An 18,852-nucleotide genomic window follows, 5' to 3' on the forward strand; every position below is an offset into this window, starting at 1 on the left:
GGGGGATTATCGTGGAAACAAATCAATATTTGGAAGTTTTTCTTGATGAAAGCAGAGAACATTTGCAATCGGTAAATGATCACCTTTTAAACTTAGAAAACAATCCAGAAGATCTTTCATATGTACAGGAAGTCTTTCGATCCGCACATACGTTAAAAGGAATGGCTGCCACGATGGGTTATGAAGATATCGCAAACTTAACCCATAAAATGGAAAATGTATTGGATGATATCCGTAACGAAAAATTAAAAGTTTCGTCCCGACTTCTTGATATTTTGCTGGAAGCAGTTGAGGCGCTTGAAAATATGATTGCATCAATTAGTTCAGGCGGTGACGGAAAACAAGACGTCACTCATCTTGTTTCAATGTTGGAGGAAATTGGGAATGAAGATGCCCTTTCTTCAGAAAAACGCAGCAAGGAATCCGCAACGAAAGGACAGGGTTCTGAATCTATTATTCTGAATGAGTTTGAAAAAACCTTAATTAACGAATCCAAAGAACAAGGATTTGACTCTCTTTTTATTAAGGTTACTTTGAATGACAGCACTGTACTCAAGGCTGCCCGAACTTATATGGTGTTTGATGTATTGGAAAAACTTGGGGAAGTGATTAAATCAGAACCTTCCGTCGAAAAGCTTGAAGAGGAAGAGTTTGACTATGAATTTTCGCTCATTTTTTTAACGAAAGAGAGCCCAGAAGAAGTAAAAAAGAAAATTTTGAAAGTATCTGAAATAAAAGATGTCAGTGTAACGAAGCTAGATTCGTTCACGGGTGCCAACAAACAAGAAAAGCCCGAAAGCAGGCAATCAAATAACAAAAATAAAGGAAATTCCAGCAAATCCCCCAAAGTCAACGCAGCTTCAACAAAAACGATTCGTGTGAATATCGATCGTCTCGACCAGCTGATGAACTTATTTGAAGAACTTGTCATTGATCGGGGGCGCCTTGAGGAAATTGCCAAAGATTTAAACAATAAGGAACTTAGTGAAACTGTTGAAAAAATGACGAGAATCTCTGGCGATTTGCAAAGCATTATTCTTACGATGCGAATGATGCCGATTGAACAAGTTTTCAACCGTTTTCCGCGTATGATCCGAGGGCTTGCCAAAGACTTAAATAAAAAAGTGAAACTGGATATTATTGGCGCTGAAACCGAACTCGATCGCACCGTGATCGATGAGATTGGCGACCCGCTCGTCCATTTGCTCCGAAATTCCCTCGATCACGGCATCGAATTGCCTGAAGTGAGAGAGAAAGCGAACAAAGATCAAGAAGGTTTAATCACCTTAAAGGCTTACCAAAGCGGAAATCATGTGTTTATTGAAATAGAGGATGACGGTGCTGGAATTAATACGGATAAAGTTATAAATAAAGTCGTTCAAAACGGTGTGATGACCAAGCAAGAAGCAGATAAATTAACAGACGAGGAGATCTTTCAACTTATTTTTTCATCAGGGTTCAGCACCGCTGAACAAGTCTCAGATGTATCTGGCAGGGGAGTTGGCCTTGATGTCGTGAAGTCTAAAATTGAATCTCTTGGAGGAAACGTTTCAGTCGAATCGGAGCGTGGGAAAGGCAGCCGATTCATTATTCAACTTCCGCTAACTCTGTCGATTATTTCTGTGTTGCTTATTGAAATTGGAAATGAAAAATATGCGATTCCTCTCTCATCAATTATTGAAACGGCAATTTTGCATGAAAATGAAGTGCTCTTTGCCCATAACCAAAACGTGATTGATTTTCGAGGGAAGATTGTTCCTCTCATTTTTCTGGACGAGCTTTTTGAAATTCAAGATCAAAAAGAAAACGATGAATATTATTCCATTGTCATCGTGAAAAAAGGAGATAAGATGGCAGCGCTGGTTGTTGATGCTTTTATTGGACAACAAGAAGTTGTGCTTAAATCACTTGGCAATTATTTGACGAATGTATTTGCAATTTCCGGGGCAACGATTCTTGGCAATGGACAAGTTGCATTAATTATTGATTGCAATGCATTAATTAAATAAAAGGTGGGGGAATGACGAAATGGAACAAAATGCAAAAGCCATCAAAGCGGTTATCTTTCAATTGAAAAACGAAGAGTATGGGGTCGATGTGCAACAAGTACAGTCGATTGAACGCATGATTCATATTACGCGAGTACCGAAGATGCCTGCTTTTGTTAAAGGAGTTATTAATTTAAGAGGGATTGTTACACCAATTATCGATTTAAAAGAAAGATTCTCAATCGATACGGAAGATTATACAGAAAGTACGCGAATTATTATTGTAGCGGTAGAAGATAAGGAAGTTGGCCTTATCGTGGATGCCGCAAATGACGTCATCGATATTCCCGCGGACGCAGTTGAACCTCCGCCCGAAGTTGTTGGACATATTGAGGCAGATTATTTACAAGGCATTGCCAAACTTGGCGATCGACTGCTTATCCTTTTGAATCTTGATAAAGTGTTAAGCGCTGAAGAATTACTAGAAATTGAACAAATTGAGGCGTAATGACAGAAATGATTTCAAAAACAAATTCATTCCACCTCGATATTTTAAAGGAAATAGGGAATATTGGTGCCGGCCATGCGGCAACTGCTTTATCGAAATTGCTTAGGCATCCAATCGATATGAACGTGCCAAATGTGAAAATAGTATCCTTTGATGAAATGACGGACTTTATCGGTGGGGAAGAAACAATCATTGCTGCCGTGTTTTTTCGTATAGAAGGAGATGCTCCGGGAAGCATGTTTTTTATGCTTGAATTGGACCAAGCTTCAAAATTAATGAGCCAAGTTACCGGGATGCCCATACATTTGAAAGAACCGCCATATGACGAATTAGCAATGAGTGCTTTACAGGAAGTAGGCAACATTTTAACCGGTTCTTATTTATCTGCATTGGCCGATTTTACAAAATTAAACCTTCATCCTTCTGTTCCCGCAGTTGGGATTGATATGGCTGGTGCTTTAATCAATTACGGGTTGATTCAAATTTCGCAGGTGAGTGACTTTGCGGTTGTCATAAATACTGTTTTTATGGAGGAAAATACAGTTTCTTCGGTAATAAATGGCCAAGTTTTGCTTTTGCCTGATCCCGAATCGTTCCAGACGATCTTTTCGGCTTTGGGAGTACCTCTCAATGAGTGAAATGTTGCAAGTTGTTAAGGTGGGCCTAGCCGAAATTAAAACAGTTTCTCCTCCAAATACCATTCGTACGAGCGGATTAGGCTCATGTGTCGGTGTTGTCGTTTATAATGAGGTGTTGCGGATTGCCGGAATGGCGCATGTGATGCTGCCTGACTCCGGCTTGGCGAGAGAAAAAAATTTTCGGCATGGCAAATATGCCGATACAGCTGTAGAAGCTCTTTATCATCGATTGAAAGAACATCATAACGTTTACCCGTTAAAAGCAAAGATTGCCGGGGGAGCGCAAATGTTTCAGTTTAAAAGCGACATGGATTTAATGAGGATTGGCCATAGAAATGTTTTAGCAGTAAAAGAACATTTAAAAAAATTTAAAATTGAATTAATTGCGGAGGATGTTGGAGGAAACAGCGGCCGGACAATCGAGTTTGATCCCGAAACGTCGATTTTAACCGTTCGAAAGGTTAATGCTGGAATGAGCGAAATTTAAAAGGGGAGGATCGCATGAGCCAACAAAGTATGCTTGAAACAAACCAATGGAATAAATGGCTTGAAAACCGCGACTCACAAGCCGCTGAACAGCTAGTCGAAACATATATGCCGCTTGTGGATTACCATGTACAGCGAATTTCAGCCGGCTTGCCTTCCAGTGTTTCGGTTGAAGAACTAAAAAGCTTAGGTTTGATGGGTTTGTTTGATGCGCTGACAAAATTTGATCCGAACAGAGATTTGAAATTTAATACGTACGCCTCTTTCCGGGTGAAAGGCGCTATTTTAGACGGGCTTAGAAAGAAAGACTGGCTTCCGCGCTCAATCAGGGAAAAAACAAAGCGGATTGAGCATACCATTTCAAACCTTGAACAAAAACATCTAAGGCATATTACAATAAAAGAAGTCGCCAATGAATTGGGGATGACAGAAAATGAAGTGCTGGCCACCATTCAGGAAAATACAATTGCCAATCTAATTTTTATTGACGAGGCAAATCAAGATTATGATAATGAGCAAAACGTTCAAATTGAAGATAAAAGCATGCCGACCCCGGAAGAGCAGCTCATGAAGCAAGAACTTATCGAAGAAGTAAGCAAAGCAATTAAAAATTTAACAAAAAACGAACAACTTGTTATCAGTTTTTTTTATGAACAAGAATTGACGCTGACAGAAATAGGAAAAATAATGGAACTTTCCACATCAAGAATTTCGCAAATTCATTCGAAAGCGATTTTTAAACTGCGCCATTTACTAGAAAAAAATGCGTAAGTAAGGCAGATGGTAAAATGATTGGTTTTTTATTAGTAATTAGCATCGTATTACACTTTATAACATTTCTCATTCTAATCTTGGTCATAAAAAAAATGGGACATTCGCTTGACTATGACCAATTAACTAAACAAAAAAAAGAAATCGAGGATTTGCTTGCATCGTATACGCTTGAGCTAAAAGAAGAGAATGAACATTTTCTTAATCAGCTTTTTGGAAAAAAAGCTACAGAAAAAAAAGAGATTGATCATCCTCATGAAAAAGAAATCGAAAGTGTTCCAAAACTGAATGACACGTCTGAGCCTTCATTTGAAGCAAAGGCACTACAGCTCCATGAACAAGGTTATCAAATGAATGATATCGCAAAAAAATTAAACAAAGGCCTTGGTGAAATTGAATTATTGTTAAAATTTAACCGGGAAAGATGAGTTTCGCTTGTCTCTTGGCCGCCGATGTGGTATAGTTACTGACGTGTAAAATACACACGTTTGCAGATTGAAGCAGGGGTGCTGCATAAACGATGCAGTTCAGCTTAAAAATGAAGCAAACGGAGGGAAAAACCATATTTAGGAGGAAATATATTGGCAGTTATTTCAATGAAACAATTGTTGGAAGCCGGTGTTCATTTTGGCCATCAAACACGCCGCTGGAACCCTAAAATGAAACCGTATATTTTCACAGAAAGAAATGGTATTTATATTATTGACCTGCAAAAAACTGTGAAAAAAGTAGAGGAAGCCTATAACTTCGTGCGTCAAGTTGCTGAAGCCGGCGGAAGCATTTTGTTCGTCGGTACGAAAAAACAAGCACAAGAATCTGTGAGAGATGAAGCAAACCGTTCTGGACAATTCTACATCAACCAACGTTGGTTGGGAGGAACATTAACCAACTTCCAGACGATTCAAAATCGAATTAAACGTTTAAAAGACTTGGAACGCATGCAAGAAGACGGCACATTCGATGTGTTGCCGAAGAAAGAAGTTATTCTTCTTAAAAAAGAAATGGATCGGCTTGAAAAGTTTTTGGGCGGCATTAAAGAAATGAAGAGCCTTCCTGATGCTCTTTTCGTTATCGATCCGCGCAAAGAGAGAATCGCAATTGCCGAAGCAAGAAAATTAGGCATCCCAATCGTTGCAATCGTTGATACGAACTGTGATCCGGATGAAGTAGATTACATTATTCCTGGAAACGATGATGCAATTCGTGCTGTGAAATTGTTAACAGGCAAAATGGCAGATGCTGTGCTTGAAGCGAAACAAGGGGAAGAAATGGCTGAAGAACCATCAGAAGAAGAAAGTGAAACTGAAACAACAACGACAGCTTAATCCTTCTGGAATCGCATAATTTTTCGTGTTCGTATCTGTTCATATAGTCTTTTTTATTAAAAAGGGTGATAAAGAGGGGAAGAACCCTTTATCATCCTTTTTTTAGCGATAAGAAAGTGGCTTTTGACCTCTGACTTCTTAAGAAAGAACGCGTGAGCGTTTTTTCTTATATGGAAAGGCAACTTGATAAATACAATATAGGAGGAATATCAATGGCAGTAACTGCACAAATGGTGAAAGAACTTCGAGAAAAAACAGGCGCAGGCATGATGGATTGTAAAAAGGCATTAACTGAAAACAACGGTGATATGGAAAAAGCAATCGATTGGCTCCGTGAAAAGGGAATGGCCAAGGCAGCCAAAAAAGCGGATCGCATTGCGGCAGAAGGATTAACATCCATTGAAATCGAAGGAAATATAGCTGTCATTGCCGAAGTAAACTCAGAAACAGACTTCGTTGCAAAAAATGACAACTTTAAGAATTTAATTAAAGAAGTTTCTAAATTTTTACTCGCTAAAAAGCCGGATTCCGTAGAAAATGCCCTTAATGAAAAGATGAGCGACACCCAAACGCTAGCCGAATATTTGAATGACGCCATTGCAAAAATCGGCGAAAAAATTTCGTTAAGGCGTTTTCAAATCGTTGAAAAAACAGGCAACGACGTGTTTGGTTCCTACCTCCATATGGGTGGGCGCATCGGCGTTTTAGCTGTTCTTGAAGGGGTAGACGAAGAAACAGCGAAAGATATTGCGATGCACGTGGCTGCAGTAAACCCTAAATACGTCAAACGCGATGATGTTCCTGAAACAGAAGTAGAACGGGAAAAAGAAGTGCTTAAGCAACAAGCGCTAAATGAAGGAAAACCAGAAAATATCGTTGAAAAAATGGTTAGCGGCCGGTTAAATAAATTTTTCGAAGAAATTTGCCTCGTTGATCAAGCGTTTGTTAAAGATTCCGATCAAAAAGTAGGCAAGTATGTCCAAAGCAAAGGAGGCTCAGTCAAATCTTTCGTCCGCTACGAAGTTGGAGAAGGAATGGAGAAACGCGAAGATAACTTTGCAGAAGAAGTTATGCAGCAGATGAAAAAATAACCCAATAGTTTACTGTGTAACGTCGCTGTTGAGACAACGAACGAATTTGTGGGAACACTGTGTGTTCCCCTTTTTCAAAGCATCTAATTTACAACTTTCGGAGGGGACTATGAGCGAAGCAAAGTACAATCGTGTTGTTTTAAAATTAAGCGGCGAGGCACTTGCTGCCGACCAAGGTTTCGGTATTGAGCCAAGTGTCATACGGTCGATTGCAATGCAAGTGAAAGAAATTGTTGAACTCGGTGTAGAGGTTGCCGTTGTCGTAGGCGGCGGGAATATTTGGCGCGGGAAAATAGGCAGTGAAATGGGAATGGATCGCGCAAATGCAGATTATATGGGAATGCTCGCAACAGTAATGAATTCATTAGCTCTCCAAGACAGCCTTGAAAACCTTGGTGTTGAAACAAGGGTCCAAACGTCAATTGAAATGAGGCAAGTTGCTGAGCCGTATATCCGCCGCAAAGCGATTCGCCATCTTGAAAAAAAACGTGTTGTGATTTTTGCCGCTGGTACAGGTAACCCTTATTTTTCAACAGATACAACTGCAGCGTTAAGGGCTGCAGAAATAGAGGCAGAAGTTATTTTGATGGCGAAAAATAATGTGGACGGCGTTTATAGTGCTGACCCGACAATCGATTCAAAAGCGACCAAATTTGAAAAATTATCATATCTTGATGTATTGAAGCAAGGTCTTGCTGTTATGGATTCAACCGCTTCCTCTCTATGTATGGATAATGACATTCCGTTAATTGTCTTTTCGATTATGGAAGAAGGAAACATTAAACGAGCGGTTTTAGGCGAGGAAATTGGGACAGTTGTAAGGGGGAAAAACTAATGACAAAAGAAATTTTGAAAAATGGCGAAGAGCGAATGCAAAAATCAGTGGCCAGCCTAAGAAAAGAATTGGCGACATTGAGAGCCGGTAGAGCGAACCCTTCACTTTTGGAAAAAATTCAAATCGATTATTATGGTGCGCCAACACCATTGAATCAACTTGCAGGCATTTCTGTGCCTGAAGCCCGTACGTTATTAATACAACCGTATGACAAATCTGTTCTCGATGAGATTGAAAAAGCAATTTTAAAATCCGACTTAGGTTTAACTCCTTCCAACGATGGCAATAACATTCGAATCACGATTCCAGCTCTTACCGAAGAACGCCGAAGCGAACTTGTTAAATTAGTAAAAAAATATGGAGAAGAGAACAAAGTTTCGATTCGAAACATTCGGCGAGATGTGAATGATGAACTGAAGAAAAGCCAAAAAGATGGTGAAATTACAGAGGACGAATTGCGAAGGCTAACGGAAGACGTCCAAAAACTTACAGATAAATATATTGCTGAAATTGACACAGTTTCAAACGAAAAAGAAAAAGAAATCATGGAAGTATAATTTTTTTAACGTTAAAATAGAATCAGATTGTTATGTAACCCTCTTTTTTAGGGGGTTTTTTACTATTAGAGGTTGTTCAAAAAGTCCGATGTACAAGTGCTAACACTTCACTTTTTTGACATGCACCTCACGAATCGAAAAAATGAAATGCAGTGAGTCATTTCAAGCAAATGGAGGATTTTTAATGCTTGGGAAATTCTTTAGAAGTAAAGATAACCAAGAGTCAAACGAAGTGGATTTAGACTTATCAAAAATTCCTTCACATATTGCAATTATTATGGATGGAAATGGACGATGGGCTAAGAAAAGGGGCCTTCCAAGAATAGCCGGCCATAGAGAAGGAACAAAAGTGATAAAAAAAATCGTTAAAAAAGCGAACGAAATTGGAGTTTCAGCTTTAACATTATACGCATTTTCCACTGAAAATTGGAAGCGGCCAAAAGATGAAGTGGATTTCCTTCTCAAATTGCCTGAAATCTTTTTAAAAACATATTTGCCTGAGTTAGTGGAAGAGAACGTGCAAGTGCGAATAATGGGCGAGAAAAACCATTTGCCGGGTCATACGATTGAAGCGGTTGAAACAGCGATAGAGCAGACAAAACATAATAACGGCTTGATTTTAAATTTTGCGCTTAATTACGGCAGCCGCGATGAATTGACAAAAGCCATTCAAAAAATTGCAGACGATGTCCGTTCAGGATTGATCGAAACCGAAAATGTTACTGAATCACTCATTTCTACATACTTATTCAGCCCAGAATTAAAAGATCCCGATCTTTTAATCCGCACGAGCGGGGAAATACGTTTAAGTAATTTTATGCTTTGGCAATTAGCTTATACGGAGCTTTGGTTTACGGAAACGTTATGGCCGGACTTTTCTGAAGATGAATTTGTCCGTGCGGTGAGAGACTATCAACATCGCGGCAGAAGGTATGGGGGAGTCCCGTCTGGTTAATATAAGTATGTGTTCAAAAAGGAGGACAACGAGATTCGCAGCCTATGTAAGGATGTTCGACTAAAAGCATCACGTCCTGTGATCACGTCGAACTGACTCACATCCTGTGAGCCTCCGGATTTTTGAACAGCCCCTATAAGGAGGAAACTATGAAACAGCGAATCATAACAGCTATCGTTGCAGGTATTCCCCTCGTTCTGCTTGTCATGGTCGGAGGGCTGCCATTTACATTTTTATCTATTTTCCTTGCATTCATAGCGATATCTGAATTACTAAAAATGAAAAAAACAGCTTATTTATCACCCCCTGGCATCATTGCGTTTTTGTTGACTTTTATTATCGTGATGCCGGATGATTGGTATGATCAAATTTTTATCTATTCAAATCATAAGATAGACTTTTTTCTATTTGCTTTACTACTTTTATTGTCGCTGACCGTTATTTCGAAAAACAGGTTTAACTTTGATGAAGTTTCATTCGTACTGATGAGCTCATTATATGCCGGTTTTGGCTTTTACTATTTTTACGCGACAAGAATGATGCCGGAAGGCTTGCCAACCTTAATTTTTGTGTTGCTGTTAATTTGGGCAACCGACAGCGGTGCTTACTTTACCGGAAGGGCAATGGGAAAAAGGAAATTATGGCCTGAAATCAGTCCGAATAAAACAGTTGAAGGCGCTCTTGGTGGCGTGCTTTCGGCGGTTGCCGTCTCCATTTTGTTTCAGCTTTTTTATCCGTTATTCGATTTTACAACCGCAATCATGATAGCGGCTATTGTTGCAGTATTTGGCCAAGTCGGCGATCTCGTGGAATCCGCTTTGAAAAGACACTACGGTGTAAAGGATTCCGGTCAACTCCTGCCTGGACACGGTGGAATTCTAGATCGTTTTGATAGTTTAATTTTTGTTCTGCCGATATTGCATTTATTTCATCTTGTATGATTATACATGAAGGTAAGGAGTGTTTTTTTTGAAAAAAATCAGTTTGCTGGGAGCCACAGGCTCGATTGGAACGCAAACACTTGATGTGATTAGAGCGAATCAGGATTCAATGAAGTTAGTTGCAATGTCCATCGGACAAAATATAGGGCTCGGTGAACAAATGATTCGTGAGTTTAAACCAAAGCTTGTCTCTGTTTTGTCAAAGGATGCGAGGGATGAACTTTTCCCTGTGCTTCCCCCTGAAACGAAAGTTGTTTTTGGAGAGGAAGGCTTAATTGAAGTAGCAACACATCCGGATGCAAATCTTTTACTAAATTCGGTCGTTGGAAGTGTCGGCCTAAAACCAACATTGGCAGCAATTGAATGCTCAAAAACCATTGCGATTGCGAACAAAGAAACATTAGTTACTGCAGGGCATATCGTAATGAAAGCAGCGGCGGAAAAAGGGGTTTCGATTCTTCCGGTTGACAGCGAACATTCAGCCATTTTTCAATGCTTGAATGGCGAGAAAAAAAGTGAAATTGCCAAAATTATCCTCACGGCCTCCGGAGGCAGTTTTCGCGACAAAATGCGTGATGAACTAAAAAATGTGACAGTGGCTGAAGCATTGGATCACCCGAATTGGTCGATGGGTGCAAAACTGACAGTTGATTCAGCTACGATGATGAATAAAGGACTTGAAGTCATTGAAGCTCACTGGCTGTTTCAATTGCCTTACAGTCAAATCGATGTCATTTTACATAGAGAAAGCGTCATCCATTCAATGGTGGAATTTAAAGATACAAGCGTGATTGCCCAACTTGGAACACCGGATATGAAAATTCCGATTCAATATGCGTTAACTTATCCTGACAGACTTGAATTACCGCGGACAAAAAGGTTAAACTTAAGTGAAATAGGCAGCTTACATTTCGCTGAAATTGATTATGAACGTTACCGTTGTCTGAAAATGGCGTTTCAGGCAGGCAAAATTGGAGGGACAATGCCCGCCGTATTAAATGCAGCAAACGAAGAAGCTGTTGCGGCGTTTTTATCGAATCACATCTCGTTTTTAGAGATTGAAACGCTCGTTGAAAAGGCGATGGAACGCCACGTCACGATCAATGACCCGCCGTTGGAAGCCATTTTGGATGCCGATAATGAAACACGGAATGCAGTAAAAAAACTCATCCAATAAGGTCATGTTAATTTCTTCCAAAAACAGCAAATGTTCGTCTCACAGCGTTATCATTCTTGCCAATATCAAGATTGTCATAATAAAGGTGGTTATTTTACCATGAACAGTGTAATTGCTATCGTCATCATATTTGGCCTATTAGTTTTTATCCATGAGCTCGGCCACTTGCTGCTCGCAAAGAGAGCGGGCATTCTATGCAGAGAATTCGCCATTGGATTCGGACCGAAAATTTTCTCAATAAAAAAAAGTGAAACGGTTTATACGGTTCGTCTCTTACCACTTGGTGGATTTGTTAGAATGGCCGGCGAAGATCCTGAAATGATTGAGTTGAAGCCTGGCCACAGAATAAAACTGCAACTGAATGATGATGGGGTAATTACAAAAATTATCGTTAATCAAAAAAACAAGTATCCAAATCTGAAAGACTTTACAGTAGAAGAAGCTGACTTGGAAAAGGGACTCTATGTTAAGGGCTACGAAAGCGAAGAAGGCCCTTTAGAAACTTATCGCGTCGATCCGGTTTGTTCGTATGTCATTGATGGACAAGAGTTTCAAATTGCTCCGATCGATCGCCAATTTGGATCGAAGACTGTGTTTCAACGATTTTTGGCCATTTTTGCAGGCCCGTTTATGAACTTTTTACTAGCTTTTGTTATATTGTTTATTTTTGCGCTCATTTATGGCGCCCCATCAAAAGAAGCCGTTATTGGAGGCGTTGCTGAAGATGGAGCGGCCGTTGAAGCGGGGCTTCAAGCCGGTGACAGGATAACAGCGATTAACGGCAACCCTATAAGCAATTGGGATGAGTTCACTGAAGTGATTCAAACCAACCCGAATCAGACGCTTGCCTTCTCTGTGAACCGTGATGGCAAACAAGTTAATGTCCATGTTACGCCAGATGAACGCTTGAATTATAAAGGCGAGAAAGAAGGCTTTATCGGCGTCGGATATGAAAGGGTTACTTCATTTTTAGGTTCGCTTGAATTCGGTTTTGACACAACAATCTTGTACTCGAAGGCTATTTTTACAGGGCTGGGCCAATTAATTACCGGAAAAATATCGATCGATAATCTATCGGGTCCTGTTGGGATTTACAATTATACAGATGAAGCAGCACAACAAGGAATAGCGACATTAATGCAATGGACGGCCATGCTAAGCGTCAACTTAGGCTTAATTAACTTATTGCCATTGCCAGCCCTTGATGGTGGCCGTTTAATATTTATTATTCTTGAGGGGCTTAGAGGTAAGCCGATCGATCCTCAAAAAGAAAGCCTTGTCCATTTTGTTGGATTTGCTTTTCTCATGCTTTTAATGATTGTTGTGACATGGAATGATATTCAAAAGTTTTTCTTGTAAACAACAGTGGAAATTTTTTATTTCCAATATCTAATTTCTAACATCTGACTTCTATTCTTGAGGTGTTTTTATGAGACAGTCAAATTATTTTGTTCCGACGTTAAGAGAGGTACCGAATGATGCGGAAATTGTAAGCCACCAATTGCTGCTTAGGGCGGGGTTTATGAGGCAAAACGCATCAGGCATATATTCATACCTTCCTTTGGGATTTATTGTATTGCGGAAAATTGAAGAAATTATTCGAGATGAAATGAATAAAGCTGGTGCGCAAGAATTGCTTATGCCTGCGATCCAGCCAGCTGAATTGTGGCACGAGACTGGCCGCTGGAAACTTTATGGGCCGGAATTAATGAGGCTCAAAGATCGCCACAACCGGGATTTTGCTTTAGGGGCGACACATGAAGAGTTAATAACAAGTCTTGTGCGTGATGAAATTAACAGCTATAAGAAAATGCCTGTCCTTCTTTATCAAATTCAAACGAAATATCGAGATGAAAAGCGCCCTCGTTTCGGTTTATTAAGAGGGCGGGAATTTATTATGAAAGATGCGTATTCATTTGATTCCAGTGAAGAAGGCTTAGATAAGGTTTATAACGTCATGGTTGAGACGTACAAAGCCATTTTCAATCGATGCAAATTAAATTTTAGGCCGGTAGTTGCGGACAGTGGAGCGATAGGCGGAAAAGATACTCATGAGTTTATGGCATTGTCAGAGGTCGGTGAAGACACCATTGCTTATTCATCCGAATCTGATTTTGCGGCAAATGTGGAGATGGCTCCTGTTTTAGACGTATACGAAGCAAGTGAAGAAGAACAAAAAGAACTTCAGCTAGTCGAGGATCCGGAGTCGCAACGTGAAAGCTTAGAAAAAAATCGTATCCATTACACATTTTTTGAAACAGATGATAAATGTGTTTGTCTCCTTACGAGCAATGAGCACGTCGTAAATGAGATTAAAGTGAAACATTATTTTGACGCTAATCATGTCAAACCGTTAACAGTAGAAGAAGCCGCCGAAAAACTTAATGTTTCGTTACATGACCTATCGCTTTTTAATAAAGAGATCGAAATTTATGCCGATAACGCAATAAAAGCTGTTGCTAACGGGTCGCTCACAGACAGTACTGGAAAAAGCTATGTGAATGTCAATCCGGACCGCGATTTTAATATTGCTGCATACGCTGATTTTCGAATGATTCAAGAAGGCGATCCGTCTCCTGATGGGCAAGGTGAAATTGTTTTTGCAAGAGGAATTGAAATTGGACAAGTCTTTAAACTTGGAACAAGATACAGCGAAACAATGAATGCGACATTTTTAGATGAAAACGGGAAATCTAAACCCATTTTAATGGGCTGCTACGGGATTGGTGTTTCAAGAGTATTAGCCACCGTTGTTGAACAGCACCATGATGAAAAGGGGATTGTTTGGCCGGTTTCCCTTTCACCGTTTTTAGTTCACCTGATTAGTGTAAATTCGAAAAACGAAGCGCAAAAAGAATTGTCCGAAAAACTATATTCCATTATCCAAAACGAAGCAATTGATGTATTGTACGACGATCGTTCCGAACGAGCCGGTGTCAAATTTTCAGACTCGGATCTTATTGGCATTCCGATTCGCATCATTGTCGGAAAAAAGGCAAATGAAGGCATTGTTGAAGTGAAAATAAGAAAAACTGGTGAGTCGTTCGAAGTGCCTGTCAATTCAATTATCGAAGTTATACGCCAGCAATTAAAAATTTTAGATTAATATAAGAGGATGTTCAAAAAGGCACTGAAAACCCGCGCGTCGCAATTCTTCGTTACGCTTTTTGAACACATAATATAAGTGCCTCATTTTTGAGGTGCTTCTTCATTTTAGTTATCGGAAATTGGGGGAGGAAAATGAATATCGACTTTGAAACAAGAAAAGATCGTTTCAAACTCCTATTAGAACAGCTTCGTATAAATGATGAATCCAGCAAGCATTACTTTAAGGATGGGTATCTTAACAAACTGTCTATCGATAAAACGAAGAGAAGCTGGCACTTTGATTTGCATTTGCAATCGATTTTGCCTTTTCAAGTCTATCTTCTGCTTCAAAAAAATTTAAAGGAAACGTTCCAGCATATTGCCAATACCAGTTTTTCAATCACTACAGAAAAACCTGATTGTTCAGAAGATCTGCTAAATGATTATTGGCTTTATTGCCTTTCACAATTAGATGGCGTTTCTGAGCAGCTTCTCGTTCTATTAAGGGAACAATCTCCTAATTTGAGTGGAAATACACTCGAAATACAAGTTAGAAATGAAGCAGAGGCGATCATTGTAAAGCGGAGGCTTGAAAAAAAGCTAATAGATTGTTTGCGCTCGTTTGGCTTTCCGGCGTTTCAACTAGAAGCAAAGATTATTGAACAAGTGGATGAATATAAACAGTTTGAAGAGCGAAAAGCTCAAGAAGATGCGGAAAAAATGCGCCAGACGATAATAAATACCGAAAGAAACGCTGAAAAAGCTGCCGTTGCCAGTGAAACCTCATTACAAATTGGAAATAAAATTACGGATGAACCAATTGCGATTGAAACGATTCAAGATGAAGAGCGAAGAGTTACGATTCAAGGCTATATTTTCGATGTTGAATTGAAAGAATTAAGAAGTGGAAGATTACTGCTGCAAGTTAAACTCACAGATTACACAGGTTCGCTTTTAATTAAAATGTTTTCCCGCAGCAAGGAGGATGCCCATTTATTCCAAGCTGTTAAAAAAGGGATGTGGGTAAAAATCCGCGGCGGCATCCAGAATGATACATTTGTCAGGGATCTTGTGATGATTGCGAATGATATCAACGCCATCACCCCAATAGTAAGGGAGGATACCGCCCCTGAAGGAAAAAAACGGGTTGAACTTCATTTACATACACCAATGAGCCAAATGGATGCTGTTACCCCAACTTCTAAACTTGTAGAACAAGCAAAAAAGTGGGGCCATCCGGCGATTGCGATCACCGATCATGCTGTCGTTCAGTCATTTCCGGAAGCTTATGCGGCAAGCAAAAAGCATGGAATTAAAGTGTTGTACGGCCTTGAAGCAAATCTGATTGATGATGGTGTACCGATCGCTTATAATGACGCTGAACGAGATTTGATGAATGAAACATATGTCGTATTCGACGTTGAAACAACCGGTTTATCAGCGGTTTATAACAAAATCATTGAGCTTGCAGCGGTTAAAGTAAAAAACGGGGAAATTATCGATCGTTTTGAACGCTTTGCCAATCCACACGAACCACTATCGGCAACGACGATTGAACTGACAGGGATCACAGATGACATGGTAAAGAATGCGCCTGAAATCGAAGACGTTTTAAAAGACTTCCATACTTTTATTCAGGATGACACGCTTGTTGCGCATAATGCGAGTTTTGATATGGGGTTTTTAAATGTCGGCTTCCGAAAAATCGGCCTGAAGGATGCGAAGAACCCTGTCATTGATACGCTTGAACTGGCCAGATTTTTGTACCCGGAATTGAAAAATCACCGGTTAAATACGCTATGTAAAAAGTTCGATATTGAATTAACCCAACACCATCGGGCGATTTATGATGCCGAAGCGACCGGCTATTTACTTTGGAAACTAGTCAAAGATGCCGTCGAACGTGGCATTACATCACACGATCGCTTGAATGATAATATGGGAAGCGGCAACTTTCAAAGGATCAGGCCGTCTCACTGCATTCTTTTAGCCAAAAACCAAACAGGCCTGAAAAATCTCTATAAACTTGTCTCTTTGTCGCATATCGATTATTTTTACCGGACGGCAAGAATCCCACGTTCAAAGCTTGAGAAATACCGGGAAGGGCTGATTGTCGGATCGGGTTGTGATAAAGGAGAAGTTTTCGAAGGAATGATGCAAAAGTCACCTGATGAGGTGGAAGAGATTGCAAAGTTCTACGATTATTTGGAAGTCCAGCCCCTCTCAAATTATGCCTACTTAATTGAGAAGGAGCTTGTACGCGATGAAAACGCTTTGCGTGATATTTTAGCGAAGATCGTAAAGCTTGGCGAGAAATTAAATATTCCTGTCGTTGCGACAGGGAATGTTCATTATTTAAATCCAAATGAAGGGATTTACCGTGAGATTCTTATCTCTTCACAAGGCGGCGCAAACCCGTTAAACAGGCAAAAACTTCCGGAAGTCCATTTCCGTACGACAAATGAAATGCTCGAATGCTTTGCCTTCCTCGGAAAAGAAAAAGCGGAAGAAATCGTTGTTCATAATACACAGCATATTGCTTCTCTCGTCGAGGAAATCAGGCCGGTTCCTGCCGATTTGTATACCCCTCAAATCGAGGGGGCTGAGGAAGAAATACGAAAAATGAGCTACACCAAGGCGAAAGAAATTTTTGGAGAGCCCCTGCCCGAAATCGTAGAGGAGCGGCTTGAGAAAGAGTTGAAGAGCATTATCGGCCACGGATTTGCCGTTATTTATTTAATTTCGCATAAACTTGTTAAGAAATCTTTAAATGACGGTTATTTAGTTGGTTCGAGAGGGTCTGTCGGTTCTTCACTCGTTGCAACAATGACGGAAATTACCGAAGTGAATCCGCTCCCTCCACATTATGTTTGCCCAGACTGCAAACATTCCATTTTTTTTGATGACGGCTCTGTTGCATCGGGCTTTGACTTGCCTGATAAAGAATGTACACAATGTGGTTCAATGTATAAAAAAGATGGACAAGACATCCCTTTTGAAACATTTCTCGGTTTCAAAGGTGATAAAGTGCCTGATATCGATTTAAATTTTTCAGGAGATTATCAAGCAAGGGCACATAATTATACAAAAGAATTATTCGGTGAGGATTATGTCTTCCGAGCGGGAACAATCGGTACAGTTGCTGAAAAAACGGCTTATGGTTTTGTGAAAGAATACGAAAGTGAAAATAACATCCATTTTCGCAGTGCGGAGATTGATCGGCTAGTCATGGGGTGTTCAGGGGTCAAGCGGACGACAGGGCAACACCCCGGCGGGATTATTGTCGTACCTGACAACATGGAAATTTACGATTTTTCTCCCATCCAGTATCCGGCGGATGATCGGAATTCGGAATGGAAAACGACGCATTTTGATTTTCACTCCATTGATGAAAACTTATTAAAACTTGATATACTTGGACACGATGATCCGACAGTCATTCGCATGCTTGAAGATTTAAGCGGCATTGACCCGAAAACAATACCTACAGACGATCCAGATGTTATGAAACTATTTTCTGGAACGGAATCACTTGGAGTGACTCCTGAACAAATACTGTGCAAAACCGGCACATTAGGAATACCCGAATTTGGCACAAGATTTGTAAGGCAGATGCTTGAAGAAACTAAACCGAGCACGTTTTCCGAACTCGTTCAAATCTCAGGCCTTTCGCACGGCACCGATGTTTGGCTCAATAATGCGAACGAATTAATTGCGAATGGCACATGTGAATTGAAAGATGTTATCGGCTGCCGCGATGACATTATGGTCTATTTAATTTATAAAGGACTGGATCCTTCGCTTGCTTTTAAAATTATGGAGTTTGTCCGTAAAGGCAAGGGGCTGCAAGATGAGTGGATTGAAGAAATGAAACGCCATGATGTTCCAGATTGGTACATCGAATCGTGCCAAAAAATCAAATATATGTTCCCTAAAGCCCATGCTGCCGCTTACGTATTGATGGCCGTTAGAATTGCCTACTTTAAAGTCCATCATCCGATTTTGTTTTATGCTGCCTACTTTACAGTCCGTGCCGATGACTTTGACCTTGATACAATGATTAAAGGATCGAATGCGATTCGGGCAAAAATCGAAGAAATCTATGCTAAAGGATTGGACGCCTCACCAAAAGAGAAAAGTGTGTTAACCGTACTTGAGCTTGCACTTGAAATGTGCGAAAGAGGCATGGCATTCCAAAAAGTCGATTTGTACCGTTCGCATGCGACACAGTTTATTGTGGACGGTGACACATTAATCCCTCCTTTCAACGCTTTGCCTGGAGTAGGGACAAATGCAGCCATCAATATTATGAAGGCAAGGGAGTCCGGAGAATTTTTATCGAAAGAAGATTTGCAGCAGCGAAGTAAAATGACGAAAACAGTGTTGGAGTATTTAGATGAACATGGTTGTTTAGAAGGCTTGCCTGAAGCAAACCAGCTTTCGCTTTTTTAGCTGAAATCAACCCAATTCAGTCAAGTTGAAAGAAAAAGCCG

The 18,852-nt window shown here is 40.1% G+C and carries 16 protein-coding genes; all 16 read left to right on the forward strand.

The genetic code is table 11. The features are described from left to right. Positions 1-11 precede the first annotated feature (11 nt). The 16 genes from DCC39_RS01130 (at position 12) to DCC39_RS01205 (ending at position 18,811) form a co-directional block, all read left to right on the forward strand. The gene (locus DCC39_RS01130) at positions 12-2,009 is read left to right on the forward strand and encodes a chemotaxis protein CheA (RefSeq protein ID WP_116553028.1); all 1,998 of its coding nucleotides are present in this window, start codon (positions 12-14) and stop codon (positions 2,007-2,009) included. A 19-nt stretch (positions 2,010-2,028) separates the two neighbouring features. Continuing rightward, positions 2,029-2,496, forward strand: a complete 468-nt coding sequence (locus DCC39_RS01135) for a chemotaxis protein CheW (protein ID WP_116553029.1) — start codon at positions 2,029-2,031, stop codon at positions 2,494-2,496. Continuing rightward, positions 2,496-3,134, forward strand: coding sequence for a chemotaxis protein CheC (locus DCC39_RS01140; protein ID WP_116553030.1), 639 nt, complete (start codon positions 2,496-2,498; stop codon positions 3,132-3,134). The genes DCC39_RS01135 and DCC39_RS01140 overlap by 1 nt, the downstream gene beginning before the upstream one ends. After that, positions 3,127-3,621 carry a chemotaxis protein CheD gene (locus tag DCC39_RS01145; protein ID WP_116553031.1) on the forward strand — a complete coding sequence of 165 codons (495 nt, stop codon included), beginning with the start codon at positions 3,127-3,129 and terminating at the stop codon, positions 3,619-3,621. The genes DCC39_RS01140 and DCC39_RS01145 overlap by 8 nt, the downstream gene beginning before the upstream one ends. A gap of 14 nt (positions 3,622-3,635) precedes the next feature. Further along, positions 3,636-4,391, forward strand: a complete 756-nt coding sequence (locus DCC39_RS01150) for a FliA/WhiG family RNA polymerase sigma factor (protein WP_116553032.1) — start codon at positions 3,636-3,638, stop codon at positions 4,389-4,391. A gap of 17 nt (positions 4,392-4,408) precedes the next feature. Continuing rightward, positions 4,409-4,819: a DUF6115 domain-containing protein gene (locus DCC39_RS01155; RefSeq protein WP_116553033.1), complete on the forward strand. Its 411-nt coding sequence runs from the start codon at positions 4,409-4,411 to the stop codon at positions 4,817-4,819. Between the two features lie 153 nt (positions 4,820-4,972). Beyond that, positions 4,973-5,716 (forward strand): 30S ribosomal protein S2, encoded by a 744-nt coding sequence (gene rpsB, locus DCC39_RS01160; protein WP_116553034.1) that lies wholly within the window; start codon positions 4,973-4,975, stop codon positions 5,714-5,716. A 212-nt stretch (positions 5,717-5,928) separates the two neighbouring features. Beyond that, positions 5,929-6,807: a translation elongation factor Ts gene (gene tsf, locus DCC39_RS01165; RefSeq protein ID WP_116553035.1), complete on the forward strand. Its 879-nt coding sequence runs from the start codon at positions 5,929-5,931 to the stop codon at positions 6,805-6,807. Between the two features lie 109 nt (positions 6,808-6,916). After that, positions 6,917-7,642: a UMP kinase gene (gene pyrH, locus DCC39_RS01170; protein ID WP_116553036.1), complete on the forward strand. Its 726-nt coding sequence runs from the start codon at positions 6,917-6,919 to the stop codon at positions 7,640-7,642. A 35-nt stretch (positions 7,643-7,677) separates the two neighbouring features. Continuing rightward, a complete protein-coding gene (gene frr / locus DCC39_RS01175) occupies positions 7,678-8,199 on the forward strand; it encodes a ribosome recycling factor (protein ID WP_407071822.1) in 522 nt (173 codons plus the stop codon). A 184-nt stretch (positions 8,200-8,383) separates the two neighbouring features. Further along, positions 8,384-9,154, forward strand: coding sequence for an isoprenyl transferase (locus DCC39_RS01180; protein WP_116553038.1), 771 nt, complete (start codon positions 8,384-8,386; stop codon positions 9,152-9,154). Positions 9,155-9,303: 149 nt separating this feature from the next. Then, entirely contained in the window at positions 9,304-10,095 is a 792-nt protein-coding gene (locus tag DCC39_RS01185; protein ID WP_116553039.1) for a phosphatidate cytidylyltransferase, read from the forward strand. A gap of 28 nt (positions 10,096-10,123) precedes the next feature. Further along, a complete protein-coding gene (locus tag DCC39_RS01190; RefSeq protein WP_116553040.1) occupies positions 10,124-11,272 on the forward strand; it encodes a 1-deoxy-D-xylulose-5-phosphate reductoisomerase in 1,149 nt (382 codons plus the stop codon). A gap of 99 nt (positions 11,273-11,371) precedes the next feature. Continuing rightward, positions 11,372-12,631 (forward strand): RIP metalloprotease RseP, encoded by a 1,260-nt coding sequence (gene rseP, locus DCC39_RS01195; protein ID WP_116553041.1) that lies wholly within the window; start codon positions 11,372-11,374, stop codon positions 12,629-12,631. A 70-nt stretch (positions 12,632-12,701) separates the two neighbouring features. Beyond that, positions 12,702-14,378 (forward strand): proline--tRNA ligase, encoded by a 1,677-nt coding sequence (locus DCC39_RS01200; RefSeq protein WP_116553042.1) that lies wholly within the window; start codon positions 12,702-12,704, stop codon positions 14,376-14,378. Positions 14,379-14,512: 134 nt separating this feature from the next. Continuing rightward, positions 14,513-18,811, forward strand: coding sequence for a PolC-type DNA polymerase III (locus DCC39_RS01205; RefSeq protein WP_116553043.1), 4,299 nt, complete (start codon positions 14,513-14,515; stop codon positions 18,809-18,811). Positions 18,812-18,852 lie beyond the last annotated feature (41 nt).

Origin of the sequence: Pueribacillus theae (assembly GCF_003097615.1) — a bacterium.
Classification (GTDB): Bacteria; Bacillota; Bacilli; order Bacillales; family UBA6769; genus Pueribacillus; species Pueribacillus theae.